General features: G+C 71.1%; 14 protein-coding genes. 8 read left to right on the top strand and 6 right to left on the bottom strand.

The window, feature by feature from the left end:
* Window positions 1-156: 156 nt before the first annotated feature.
* From B1H29_RS35785 to B1H29_RS35755, 7 genes are all read left to right on the top strand, one after another.
* Window positions 157-867, top strand: coding sequence for an aspartate/glutamate racemase family protein (locus B1H29_RS35785; RefSeq protein WP_107095333.1), 711 nt, complete (start codon window positions 157-159; stop codon window positions 865-867).
* Window positions 864-1,697 carry a sugar phosphate isomerase/epimerase family protein gene (locus B1H29_RS35780; protein WP_055420035.1) on the top strand — a complete coding sequence of 278 codons (834 nt, stop codon included), beginning with the start codon at window positions 864-866 and terminating at the stop codon, window positions 1,695-1,697. The genes B1H29_RS35785 and B1H29_RS35780 overlap by 4 nt, the downstream gene beginning before the upstream one ends.
* Window positions 1,698-1,747: 50 nt before the next feature.
* Entirely contained in the window at window positions 1,748-2,827 is a 1,080-nt protein-coding gene (locus B1H29_RS35775; RefSeq protein WP_055420036.1) for an isocitrate/isopropylmalate dehydrogenase family protein, read from the top strand.
* Between the two features lie 90 nt (window positions 2,828-2,917).
* Window positions 2,918-4,180: a 3-oxo-tetronate kinase gene (otnK, locus tag B1H29_RS35770; RefSeq protein ID WP_055420037.1), complete on the top strand. Its 1,263-nt coding sequence runs from the start codon at window positions 2,918-2,920 to the stop codon at window positions 4,178-4,180.
* Window positions 4,177-4,821: a 3-oxo-tetronate 4-phosphate decarboxylase gene (gene otnC, locus B1H29_RS35765; RefSeq protein ID WP_055420038.1), complete on the top strand. Its 645-nt coding sequence runs from the start codon at window positions 4,177-4,179 to the stop codon at window positions 4,819-4,821. The genes otnK and otnC overlap by 4 nt, the downstream gene beginning before the upstream one ends.
* 48 nt (window positions 4,822-4,869) lie before the next feature.
* Window positions 4,870-5,361 (top strand): ribonuclease E activity regulator RraA, encoded by a 492-nt coding sequence (rraA, locus tag B1H29_RS35760; protein ID WP_055420039.1) that lies wholly within the window; start codon window positions 4,870-4,872, stop codon window positions 5,359-5,361.
* Between the two features lie 49 nt (window positions 5,362-5,410).
* Window positions 5,411-6,505, top strand: a complete 1,095-nt coding sequence (locus B1H29_RS35755) for a DUF475 domain-containing protein (RefSeq protein ID WP_055420040.1) — start codon at window positions 5,411-5,413, stop codon at window positions 6,503-6,505.
* A 442-nt stretch (window positions 6,506-6,947) separates the two neighbouring features.
* Here B1H29_RS35755 and B1H29_RS35745 read toward each other — a convergent pair whose 3' ends face one another.
* The 4 genes from B1H29_RS35745 to B1H29_RS35730 form a co-directional block, all read right to left on the bottom strand.
* Window positions 6,948-7,532 carry a hypothetical protein gene (locus B1H29_RS35745; protein ID WP_234393106.1) on the bottom strand — a complete coding sequence of 195 codons (585 nt, stop codon included), beginning with the start codon at window positions 7,530-7,532 and terminating at the stop codon, window positions 6,948-6,950.
* A 306-nt stretch (window positions 7,533-7,838) separates the two neighbouring features.
* Entirely contained in the window at window positions 7,839-9,041 is a 1,203-nt protein-coding gene (locus B1H29_RS35740; protein WP_055420042.1) for an MFS transporter, read from the bottom strand.
* 179 nt (window positions 9,042-9,220) lie between these two features.
* Window positions 9,221-9,922 carry a cation transporter gene (locus B1H29_RS35735; RefSeq protein ID WP_055420043.1) on the bottom strand — a complete coding sequence of 234 codons (702 nt, stop codon included), beginning with the start codon at window positions 9,920-9,922 and terminating at the stop codon, window positions 9,221-9,223.
* Window positions 9,923-10,258 carry an ArsR/SmtB family transcription factor gene (locus B1H29_RS35730; protein WP_055420044.1) on the bottom strand — a complete coding sequence of 112 codons (336 nt, stop codon included), beginning with the start codon at window positions 10,256-10,258 and terminating at the stop codon, window positions 9,923-9,925.
* A gap of 82 nt (window positions 10,259-10,340) precedes the next feature.
* On the opposite strand from B1H29_RS35730, the gene B1H29_RS40280 reads away from it, so the two are divergent.
* The gene (locus tag B1H29_RS40280; RefSeq protein ID WP_159027878.1) at window positions 10,341-10,505 is read left to right on the top strand and encodes a hypothetical protein; all 165 of its coding nucleotides are present in this window, start codon (window positions 10,341-10,343) and stop codon (window positions 10,503-10,505) included.
* A gap of 145 nt (window positions 10,506-10,650) precedes the next feature.
* On the opposite strand, the gene B1H29_RS35720 is transcribed toward B1H29_RS40280, so the two are convergent.
* Both B1H29_RS35720 and B1H29_RS35715 read right to left on the bottom strand, forming a co-directional pair.
* Complete coding sequence (locus B1H29_RS35720; RefSeq protein WP_055420045.1) at window positions 10,651-11,379, bottom strand: GAF and ANTAR domain-containing protein; 729 nt, start codon at window positions 11,377-11,379, stop codon at window positions 10,651-10,653.
* A 155-nt stretch (window positions 11,380-11,534) separates the two neighbouring features.
* Entirely contained in the window at window positions 11,535-12,095 is a 561-nt protein-coding gene (locus B1H29_RS35715) for a cysteine hydrolase family protein (protein WP_055420046.1), read from the bottom strand.
* Window positions 12,096-12,372: the final 277 nt, after the last annotated feature.

Genomic DNA, 12,372 nt, shown 5'->3' with positions numbered 1-12,372 from the left:
GGTTCGGCCTACAGTGACGGCACGGCACACCACGCAACGCTGCCGCCCCAGCTCGGCCCTGCCTTCCCGATGTCGCGGACGTACACCGCCGACCGGAGCAGGTCCGCGGTCGGGACCCATACCGGTCCCCGCCTACCGGAAGAGGTAAGAACCCCGGTGATCCAACCCCAACCCCTGGTCGCCATGATCCACGCCGTGCCGGCCGCGCACCGCATCGCCGAAGAGGCCTTCGCGCGGGAGTTCCCGCAGGCCACGGTCTGGAACGTCCTGGACGACCGCCTCCTGAACGACGCCCGCGGCGCCGGCGGACTCACCGGCCCGCTGCGTCGGCGCATGCTCCGCCTGATCGGCCACGTCATGGACGGCGGCGCCCAGGCCCTGCTGCTGACCTGCTCCTCCTACGGCGAGGTCGTGGACACCGCCCGCGCCCTGTGGGACGTGCCCGTCCTCAAGTCCGACGAGGCGATGTTCAAAGCCGCCCTGGCCGGTCCGTACCGGCGTATCGCCGTCGTCGCCTCGACTCCGCCCGCCGTTCCGGCCGCGGTCGCCCAGCTCGAAGCGTTGGTCCCGGCCGTCCGCCCGGACCGTCCACTCGACATCGTCACCGCCCTGAGCGAGGAGGCCGGCGCGGCGGACGGCGCCGAGGCCACCGCCCGTCACCTGGCCGACGCACTGCACGCGGCGGGGAGCGCCGACGCCGACGCGGTGCTGCTGGCCCAGTACTCGCTCACTCCCGCCCGCGACGCCCTGGCCGGCCTGGTGGGTGTACCGGTCCTGGACGGTGCGGGTGCCGCCGCGCGTGAACTGCGCGGCCTGCTCGCACCCGAGGGGCGGTCGGCGTCCCCGGCCGCGGCGGTCGCACCGTGACCGCGCGCCTGCCCTGGCCGCTGGCCTACACCGTCTCCGGCGACGACTGTTCCTCGCCGGTGCCGCTCGGCTACACCGCACCGCTGACCGAAGCCGTCCGCAGTCTGGCCGAGTTGGGCTACGACGGGGTGGAGGTGCAGGTCCGGGAGGCCGGCGCGCGCGACGCCGAGGCGCTGGCGCGGACGGTGGAAGCCGCCGGCCTGAAGGTGCTGGGCGTCGGCACCGGTCCGGTCGGCGCACAGGACCGGCTGACACTGACCGACCCGTCGCCCGACGTACGCCGCCACGCCCTGCACCGCCTGCTGGGCGCGGCCCGTCTCGCCGGCGAGCTCGGCGTACCGGTCACCCTCGGACAGAGCCGCGGCACCTTCCTGCCGGGGCTGGCGGACATGCAGCGGCTGTGGGCCGGACGCGCCGTGGCGCAACTGGCCGCAGAGGCGTCCGACCGCGGCAGCCGGCTGCTGCTGGAACCCCAGTCGCGGGCCAACACCTCGCTGTGGAACACCCCCGGCGAAGCGCTCGCCGTCATCCACTGCCTCGATGCCCCGGCCGGACTGGTGCTGGACACCCACCACCTCGATGCCGAAGACGTCGACGTGGTCCGGGCCGTCACGGACCATGCCGGCTCCACCGGCTGTCTGCAACTCGCCGCCCCCTCCACCCGGGGCCCGTTGTCCGTGGGCGACCCCCGGCTCCCCGCTCTGTTCACGGCGCTGCACGAGGGCGGCTTCACCGGCTGGCTGACCCTGGAACACACCCAGGACGGCGACAGCGCGAAGGCCGCCGCCCGCTCCTGGACCGCACTCGACGCGGCGGCCGCACTGTCCTGACCCGCCCCCTCCCGACTCCCCCACCACCTGTTCTGAGAGGAACCCGCACCATGAGCAGCAAGACCTACCGCCTCGGCGTCCTCGAGGGCGACGGCATCGGTCCCGAGATCGTCCCGTCGTCCGTCGAGATCGCCACCGCCGCCGCCCGGGCCGCCGGCGTCTCGGTCGACTGGGTGACCCTGCCCCTCGGCGCGGCCGCCATCGAGACGCACGGCACCCCGGTCCCCGAGGAGACCAAGGACGCCCTCGCCGGCCTGGACGGCTGGTACCTCGGCCCGCACGACTCCGTGGGCTACCCCGAGCCGCACAAGTCCGCGCTCAACCCCTCGGGCACCCTGCGCAAGCACTTCCAGCTCTTCGCCAACATCCGCCCCGCCAAGAGCTTCCCCGGTGCGAAGGCTGTCTGCGACAACGCCGACCTGGTCATCGTCCGCGAGAACACCGAGGGCTTCTACGCCGACCGCAACACCTTCGCGGGCACCGGCGAGTTCATGCCCACCCCGGACACCGCGATCATGCTGGGCATCATCACCCGGGAGGCCACCGAGCGCGTCGCCCGTGTCGCCTTCGACCTGGCCCGCTCGCGCCGCAAGAAGCTCACCATCGTCCACAAGGCCAACGTCCTCAAGCTGACCACCGGCCTGTTCCGCACGGTCTGCCAGGAAGTCGCCGAGGACTACCCGGACGTGGCCGTGGACGACTTCCACATCGACGCCATGACCGTCCACCTGGTGCGCCGCGCCCAGGACTTCGACGTCATCGTCACCGAGAACATGTTCGGCGACATCCTCTCCGACCTGGCCGGCGAGATCTCCGGCTCGCTGGGCACCGCCCCGTCCATCAACTCCTCCGCCACCGCGGCCATGGCGCAGGCCTCGCACGGCTCGGCCCCCGACATCGCCGGGCGGAACATCGCCAACCCGGTCGCCATGATCCTCTCCGGCGCCATGCTGTTCGAGTGGCTCGCCGCCAAGCACGGCGACGAGAAGCTCGCCGCCGTCGCCAAGATCATCGAGCAGGGTGTGGCCGACGCGATCGCCGCCGGCACCTCCACCCGCGACCTCGGCGGCTCCGCCTCCACCACCGAGTTCACCGCCGCCGTCATCAAGGCGATCGGCGCCGGCCAGTAGCAGCATCCCGGTCGTCCGGGGCGGGCTTCCACGCCGCCCGCCCCGGACCTCATGAGCCGCACGACGCACAGCCCGAGGAGAGACCCGAGCATGACCCTGCGCATCGGCTGCATAGCCGACGACTTCACCGGCGGCACCGACGTCGCCGCCGCCTTCCGGCGTGCCGGCCTGCGCACCGCCCTGGTCTTCGGCGCCCCGGACGACACCACCGGTCTACCGGCGGACTGCGACGCCGCCGTGGTCGCGCTCAAGTCCCGTTCCACTCCGGCCGGCGAGGCCGTCGCCGACTCCCTCAGCGCCCAGCGCTGGCTGTGGGCCAAGGGTGCGGCGCAGGTTTACTTCAAGTACTGCTCCACCTTCGACTCCACCCCGCAGGGCAACATCGGGCCGGTCGCCGACGCCCTGATGGATGCCGCCGGTGCCACGGTGACCCTGCACTGTCCGGCCTCTCCGCCCAACGGCCGTACCGTCTACCAGGGGCACCTGTTCGTCCACGACCAGCTCCTGTCCGACTCGCCGTTGCGCCACCACCCGCTCAACCCCATGACGGACTCCGCCCTGGTAAGGCTGCTGTCCGCGCAGACCCGCCACCCGGTGGGCCTGGTCGGCTGGGCCACCGTGCGGCGCGGGGTCGAGGCCGTCCGCGAGGCGATCACGGCACACCAGCAGGCCGGCGTCCGGCACGTCGTCGCCGACGCCCTCACCGACGAGGACCTCGCCGTACTCGGTGCCGCCACCCTCGAACTGCCCGTCGTCGCCGGCGCCGCCGGCCTCGCCGAAGGACTCGGACACGCGTATCCGGCCTCCGGACCGGCCGCCGCCGAACCGGTCCCGTCTCAGGGGCGGGCCGCCGTCCTCGCCGGCAGTTGCTCGGCCCGCACCCTGGAGCAGATCGCCCAGTTCTACGCCGCCGGCCTGCCCTCCCTCCACCTCGACGTCCTCGCCGCCGCGTCCGGGCGCGACGTAACCGGTGAGGCACTGGCCTGGTACGCGGAACAGGACCCCGAACTGCCCGTCCTCATCTACGCCTCCGCCTCGCCCGAGGAACTGGCGGCCGTCCAAGCCCAGCTCGGTGTCGCCGAGGCCGCCGCACAGGTCGAGGACCTCCTCGGCACGCTCGCTTCCCACCTCGTCGAACGTGGTGTTCGCCGCCTGCTCGTCGCGGGCGGTGAGACCTCGGGCGCCGTCACCACCGCGCTCGGCATCCGCGCCGTGCTGGTCGGTGAGGAAGCCGACCCCGGCGTGCCCTGGACGTACGCGACCACCGAGAGCGGCGACCTCGCCCTCATGCTCAAGTCCGGCAACTTCGGCGCACCCGACCTGTTCACCCGCACCCTCACGGAGACCGAGTGACCGGCTACGCGGACGAGTCGGCCGCCCGCGCGCTCATCGTCCGTACCGCCCGCTCCCTGTTCACCCGCGGACTCACGCACGGCTCCACCGGGAACCTGTCCGTCCGCCTGGCCGACGGAAGTCTGCTGCTCACGCCCACCGGATCCAGCCTCGGTACGGTCGAGGAAGCCGAGCTGTCGCGCACCGACCCGCACGGCAAGCACCTCGACGGACCCCGGCCCACCAAGGAGGCGTTCCTGCACGCCGCCTTCTACCGCGCCCGGCCGGACGCCCACGCGGTCGTGCACCTGCACTCCACCCACGCCGCCGCCGTCTCCTGCCTCGACGACGTGGACCCCGCCAACGCGCTGCCCCCGCTCACCGCCTACTACGCCATGCGCGTCGGCGCCCTCCCCCTCCTCCCCTACCACGCCCCCGGCGACAGCATCCTGGAACCCCTCGCCGAACGAACGGCCCGCACCCACCACGCCGTCCTCCTCGCCAACCACGGACCCGTCATCGCCGGCGCGTCCATGGAGCAGGCCGCCGACGCCATCGAGGAACTGGAGGAGACCGCCAAGCTGCATCTCCTCCTGCGAGGACACGCCACCCGCCCCCTCACCCCCGAGCAGGCTGCCGCGCTCGCCCCCACATCCCCCTGACGGCCGGATGAGCCGCGAGCGCGGCAGTCACCCCAGCGAAGGAGCCTCATGACAGTCACCCCCGTCCCCACCGCCGACCTCGTCGACCAGTACGGCACCGACCTGCGCGTCTGCGACCTGCAATTCCGCCAGTTCGGCGCCCACCGCGGCTTCGCCGGCCCGGTCCGCACCGTCTCCTGCCACGAGGACAACGGCCTCCTGCGCGACCTGCTGCGCACTCCCGGCGATGGCGCCGTCCTCGTCGTCGACGGCGGCGGCTCCCTGCGCACCGCCCTGGTCGGCGACCTCATCGCCGGCGCCGCCCAGGACAACGGCTGGGCCGGCCTCGTCCTGCACGGCGCCGTCCGCGACAGCGCCACACTCGCCGGACTCCGCCTCGGCATCAAGGCGCTGGGCACCATCCCCCGCAAGAGCGCCAAGGACGCCGCCGGAGCCGTCGACATCCCCCTCACCTTCGGCGGCGTCACCTTCCACCCCGGCGACATCCTGCACGCCGACGACGACGGCATCGCCCTTCTCCCCGAAGGCACGGTGAGCTGACCGGTGGTTGTGAAAACCTCGGTGGTCGTTCGCGGTCACCGCGCTCGGCCTGGTGGCCGCGGTCTTCTACGGGGGGTGGGCCGCCTTCGGCATCGTGGCGATCCTGTCCGTCCTGGAGATCTCGCTGTCCTTCGACAACGCGGTGGTCAACGCCGGGATCCTGAAGAAGATGAATGCCTTCTGGCAGAAGATCTTCCTCACCATCGGCATCCTGATCGCCGTCTTCGGCATGCGCCTGGTCTTCCCGGTCGTCATCGTCGCGGTCAGCGCGTCGCTCGGGCCGATCGAGGCCGTCGACCTCGCGCTCACCGACAAGGACCGCTACCAGGAGCTGGTGACGGACGCCCATCCGTCGATCGCCGCCTTCGGTGGCATGTTCCTCCTCATGATCTTCCTCGACTTCATCTTCGAGGACCGGGACATCAAGTGGCTCGGCCGGCTGGAGCGCCCGCTGTCCAAGCTCGGCAAGGTCGACATGCTGTCGGCCTGCATCGCCCTGATCGTGCTGCTGATCTCCGCGCTCACCTTCGGCGCCCACGCCCACCAGCACGGCGGCACCCACGCCGACAAGGCGGAGACGGTCCTGCTCTCCGGTATCGCCGGCCTGATCACCTACCTGGTCGTCGGCGGTCTCTCCGGCTTCTTCGAGGACAAGCTCGAGGAAGAGGAGGAGCGCGAGCACGAGGCCGAGGAGCAGGCCGAACGCGCCGGCAAGCCCAAGTCGGCCGTCAAGCTGGCCGGCAAGGCCGCGTTCTTCATGTTCCTCTACCTCGAGGTCCTGGACGCGTCGTTCTCCTTCGACGGCGTCATCGGCGCCTTCGCCATCACCAACGACATCGTCCTGATGGCCCTCGGCCTCGGTATCGGCGCCATGTACGTGCGGTCCCTGACCGTCTACCTGGTCCGCGAGGGCACCCTCGACGACTACGTCTACCTGGAGCACGGCGCCCACTACGCCATCGGCGCCCTCTCCGTCGTCCTGCTGGTGACCATCCAGTACGAGATCAACGAGTTCATCACCGGCATGATCGGCGTGGTCCTGATCGGCGCCTCCTTCTGGTCCTCCGTCCGCCGCAACAAGCGGCTCGCGGCGGCCGAAGGGACAGGCAACACCGACAAGGCGAAGGTGGCCTCAGAAGTCTGATCGGATTCCACGGGCACGGCTCAAAGGAACGGCACGACGGTGAACCATGACGACCTGGTACTCGACGACCCGGTGGGATACTCACTCGGCGGCCGGCACGCGCATCTGGCCCGACGGCGCGGCCGGGCCACCACCTACCTTCCGGAAGTCGCAACCTTCTCCGCGATATCCGCGGGCACGGACGCACAGCAATGGGCCGACCTGGCCGCGCTGCTCGGTGCGGGCGCACTCGCCGACACGTTCGCCTGTCCCGCCGTGCCTCCCCCGAGCTGGTTGCCGGTCTTCTGCCTTGAGGGCCGGCAGATGATCCGGTCCGGTAGCAGCGAATCCGACCGTCCTCGCGCCGAACCCGACCCCAACCCGACAGAGCTGAGCGCGCACGGTGCGCCCGAGATGCTCGACCTCGTCAAGCCCTCGGCTCATCAGTCATTACGACGAAGGCTTACTGCCCGCCGAGTCGGAGTACGGCAACCACGTACAGGCTGCCGGACACCGTGAGAAGCAGAAAGGCGAGAACCGTGTGGCCGACGAGCACGCGTGCTCGGGCAAGACCCAGATGCGCCCGGGCCGCACGGCTCACACGGGGTCTGCGGGCACCTCGCACGGCGTTCGCGTCGGCCTTCTCGATCGCTCGGCGCAGCTTCCTGCGGCTTCGCTCGGTCGTGATACCCAGGCGCACGCCGTGCGCGTCGCGCACCAGCAGGGTCCGATAGGCGCCGCCGTACGAGAAAGTCGTCAGCAGCCGGACGGTGGTGATCCGGTCGAGGTCGACGGACCGTTCGCCGGTCAGGGTGTGCGCAGTCAGGCGCGACGACGAGTGCCGGAACGGTGCCTTCTCCTCGCACAGTGCGGTCAGGAGGATGAAACCGGCGATCGCGGACAGCAGGCCGAGCACGATCGGTGCGCCGTCGGGGACTACTCCCGCCCTGGCCAGCCCGTAGCCGCCGAAAGGCAGCAGGAGGACCGCCACCGCCAGGCCCGACCCCATGCGTGCACGCGCCACGCTGCGGGCTGTGGCTGCTTCCACTGACGCCTCCGTCTCTGTAGGGGGACATCAGCATGCACGCGCGGCCGACCTCTGCACAGTGCCGGCGTCCGGCAGTCTTCGGCTCGGGATCCATCGGGTCCAGGACGCCAGTACCAGCAGGACTCCGTGACCTCATCGTTCGGGCTTCCCTGCACTCCCGGGCGGCACGCTGGACCGCGGTGCCGGCTCGTCGCCCGGCTCCGCGGCGACGATGCCCAAGGCTTCAGCGACATCCTCCGACCTGACGTCTGCGAGGCGTACCGTTTCGACCTGCGCCCTGCGCATCTCTGACGAGGGGCGCAGCCCCTACTTCCCCTGTGGCGATGGCGCGAGCGAGCCGGCTCGGCGGCCGAGGGCGCGCATCGCGACGGCGCCGGCGAGGGGACCGGGAGCGAGCAGGAGGAAGGCGTACCGCCAGCCTGCGGCTTCGGCCAGCAGGGGGGTGAGCTGGATGGTGATGACGGTGAGGGCGAATCCGATGGCGGTCTGGGCGGTGAGGGCGGTTCCGACGTAGCGCTGGTCGGCGACTTCGCTGAGGGTGGTCGAGAACACCCCGGAGTCCGCGATCACGGCGGCGCCCCACACCGTGCAGAAGGCCAGCAGGAGTGCGGCCGGGGCAGGGAACAGGAGTGGAGAGAGCAGGCAGCACACGCCACTGACCAGGAGCGCTGCCAGGGCGGCGGGCGGGCGGCCGAAGCGGTCGGCGCCCCAGCCGCCGAGCAGGCAGCCGATCGCTCCGCCGATTCCCATGGTGAGGAACACCGCGGTCTCCACCGAGACGGGCAGCTCTTCGGCGCGTCCGGTGGTCAGGAGGAAGGTCGGGATCCAGGTCCACAGGGCGTAGAGCTCCCACATGTGTCCGAAGTAGCCGAGGTTGGCCAGGCGCGGCCCTCGCTCGGTGAACATCGTGAGCGCGTAGCGCGGGTTGCGGACGGGAGCGGCCGGTGCGGCGTGGGGACCGGGCCGGACGAAGAGCAAGGAGATGACGGAGGCCAGGAACCCGGCCGTCGCCGCGGCGAGCAGGACACCGCGCCAGGGCAGGGACCCCACGCCGGCGATGAGGTGGGGGAGGGTGGAGCCGAGGGTGAGCGCGGCGATGAGGACGCCCATGGTCAGGCCCCGTCCGGCGCGCCCTGCCCAGGAGGCCATGAGCTTCATGCCCACGGGGTAGACCCCGGCCAGGAACACACCGGTCAGAAAGCGCAGCGGGACGGCGAGGGAGAACTGGTCGACGAAAACGGCCAGCACCACGGTGCAGGTGGCCGCTGCCGCGGCGCTGACGGACAGCAGGCGCGGGGAGGGGACCCGGTCGGCCAGGTTCAGGGCGGTCGAGGTAAGTGCCCCGGCGACGAAACCGAACTGCACGGAGGCGGTCAGCCACACGGCTCCGCCGTCAGTGAGCCCCCACGCGTTGCGCAGGCTCGGGACCACGGCCGACATGGAGAACCACACGGCGAGACCGAGCACTTGCACGGACGCGATCGCACCGCGCTGCAGACCGACGTTCAATAGTGCCCCCTGTGTCGAGTTCCTTCCGTCGGACACGCACACCGTAGGCGAAGGCCGGTCACGAGCGGCCGTCGGCCCCGAGCCCCGCTCCCCCGAGCGTCGGCAGACCGGACCACGTCACGATGAGCGTGGATCAGGAAGCCGGCGCCGCAGGGTGATGAAGGGCGTCGGCAGGGTCGTCAGCAACAGCTACAGCCCTTTTCGCAGCCGCAGGTGTCCTCCGGACTCGCGGTGGCGGTGTGCGTGTTGGGCGCGCAGCAGCCCTTGCCCTGCCAGGCGTCGCGGCCTTCCTTGGCTGCGATGCCGGCGATGACGAGGGCGGCGATCGGGTCGGCCCAGGTCCAGCCGAGCAGCAGGTTGGCCAGCAGGCCGGCCAGGAGTACGGCGGAGAGGTAGGTACACAGCAGGGTCTGTTTGGAGTCGGCGACGGCGGAGGCGGAGCCGAGTTCGCGGCCGGCCTTGCGTTGGGCTGCCGACAGGAACGGCATGATCGCCAGCGAGAGGGCCGCGAGGATTATGCCGGGGATCGAGTGCTCGGCTTCGCTGGTGCCGGTCAGTGTGCGGACGGAGTCGATGGCGACGTAGAGGGCGAGGGCGAAGAAGGAGACGGCGATGATCCGCAGGGTGCGCTGTTCTCGGGCTGCGCGTGCGGCGTGGTCGCGGGCGGAGAACTGCCAGGCGACGGCTGCGGCGGAGGAGACTTCGATGACGGAGTCGAGTCCGAAGCCGATCAGGGCGGTGGACGAGGCCAGAGTGCCGGCGGTGATCGCGACAACGGCTTCGATGACGTTGTAGGTGATGGTCGCGGCGACGAGCAGGCGTATGCGCCGGGTGAGCATGTCTCGGCGGGCCGAACCGCGGCCGGTGGCTGTCGCGGTCATTCAGCAGCAGCCCTTCTCGTCCGCGTCTGGGCAGGTCTTGTCCGCTTCGACGGCGACCACGGCCGCCAACAGGTCGTCCAACGCGTGGCCGAGGCGTTCGTCGGCGAGCTCGTAACGGGTGCGGCGGCCGTCGGGGACGGTGACGACCAGGCCGCAGTCGCGCAGGCAGGCCAGGTGGTTCGACAGCCGGGTGCGGGAGATGCCCAGGGCCTCGGCGAGGTCGGCCGGGTAGGTCGGGGCCTTGCGCAGGGCGAGCAGGACGCGGCAGCGGATGGGATCGGCGAGGGCGCGGCCGAACCGCGCCAGCACCTCGATGTCGGCAGCGAGTGTCAGCATCCTCCGACAGTACATCGCATCGTGAATTCAGGATATCGTGCACTGACGGTGCCTGGCGCCGACCGCGCTGAAGGCCGCCACCATGCAAAAGCCGTCCTCGGAGGCGAGGGTGTGGCCGCCCATGGTGGTGGTCATCTGCGCCGGGACGACGCCGATCGCCGCCGACCCGATGGTCGTGCCGAGCGAGCGCGTCAGGGTGTCGAAGCCGTTGGCGGCGGCCGTCTCGGAGACCGGGACGGGCTCGTGACCAGGGCGGGCATCGCACCGCAGGCGAGGCCGACGCCGCCGTTGATGACGAGGCCGACGATCACCAGGCCCAGGCGGTCCCCGTGAGCGGCAGCGCGATCCCGCGACCCACGACGACGACCAGTGCGCCGCGCTGGTGTCCTGCTTCAGGGCCGGGGACGCAGCGTCCTGCCGTCCGAGGGCGGTTTTCGACCGATGTTGGCGACGAGTTCCGCGCACAGGTGGCGCAACTTGATGTTGCGACGCTGGGACGCTTTGCGCAGCAGGGTGAAGGCCTCCTCAGCCGAGCACCGCTGTTGAGCCATGATCACGCCGATGGCCTGGTCGATGACGCTGCGGGACTCCATCGCTTTCTGGAGGTCGGCCGCGTACTCCTCGGCGTCGGCGATGCGTTGGGCCAGGGCGATCGCCCCCGTGGCCTGTGCGGCCAGGGTCCGCAGGTCGAACAGGTCGGTGTCGGCGAAGCCGGCCACCTTCGCGAAATACAGGTTGAGGGCGCCCGCCGTGTGAGTCCGGGCGGCGACCGGAAACGAGACGGAGGAGCGCGTACCGCACGCCGCGGCGTAGGCCGGGTAGGGACCCCATCGCTCCTCCCCCAGCATGTCCTTCACGGCGATCTCGTGACCGGTGCGCAAAGCCTCCAGGCAGGGACCGTCGTCCTGCCCGTACTGCGCCTCGTCCAGGTCAGGAGCTCCCGTCCCCGCGCTGACGACGGTCAGCGGCCGGTGCTGCCGCTCCAGGGTGATCCCCACGCCGTGGGCGGTGGATGCCATGGCCAGGGCACTTTCCACCAGAACCTGGAGGAACTGTTCCAGGGAGTCGGTCCCCAGCAGCAGGGACGTCATGTCCGGCGATTGGTACGTCTCGTCACCCATGGTGCTCCGCGTCCTTCCAGGACCTGACGGCACGGCCCATCACCGGCCCGATCCTGACGTACGGCAGGGGCGGCCGCTGTCACCTCCACTCCACCACGCCCGGTCTCCCCGCGCCAGGGTTCTTAGCCGCCCCGTGGCCCAACGTCCGGCCCGCGTCACGGCTCAGCGTGCTCTCCATGCCAATCGGCGCAGGCCACGACCTCGAAGCCCCGGCTGGGAAACACCGCGTCCATGAAGAAGTCGTGCATGGCCACGTCGCCATCGGCGCAACCGTCACGCAGAACGGTCACCCGGTAGTCGCGATCTGCCGCGTCGTAGCACGTCGCAGCCACCATCGCGCTGGTCGCGACGCCGGCGATCGCCACAGTGGTGACGCCGCCTGCGCGGAGCACAAGGTCGAGATCCGTGCCGGCGAATGCGCTGGCACGGCGTTTCACGACGACGACGTCCTCGTCGGTGACCGGCAGAGCGATGCCGGTGCCGGCCGATCCTTCGTGGAAGGTGTCCCCCGCCTCGTAGAACGCCCTGAACAGTGCGTTGCCCGGCGGCAGATCGGCACCGTTGCCCCGCAGGGCGAAGTGCACGAACGCGATGAGGGCGCCGGCCTCGCGGGCCCGGGGAATCAGTTCGGTGAGCGGCGGCACGACCTGCCTGGCGAACGGGTAGCTGCCGGTGATGCCCCGCTGGATGTCCCCGATGATCAGTGCTGTGGTCATGAGGCCCCATCCAACTGGTTTGTCCAGCAACCGTGTTCAGCGCACGACCGGCGTTGTTCAGTGCACGACAGGCGTTGTGGTGGCCATGATAGTGCGATGGTCGCCGGCGCACAGGTGGCGCGGCCGGGCGCGGTCGCGACGAGGACTCGGGGCGGGCTGACGTGGCAGTCGCCGTGTCACCGCCTGACGCCGCGGGCCGGCACGGAACCCGAGGCGCGGTCGGTACGGGGTCGGTGAAGGGCGCGGCTCGAACATCGCGGAGCAGTGGGTAGCATCG

Origin of the sequence: Streptomyces pactum, assembly GCF_002005225.1 — a bacterium.
Lineage (GTDB): Bacteria > Actinomycetota > Actinomycetes > Streptomycetales > Streptomycetaceae > Streptomyces > Streptomyces pactum_A.
The sequence above is the reverse complement of the archived record's forward strand: the minus strand, read 5'-3'. Positions and strand labels throughout refer to the sequence as shown.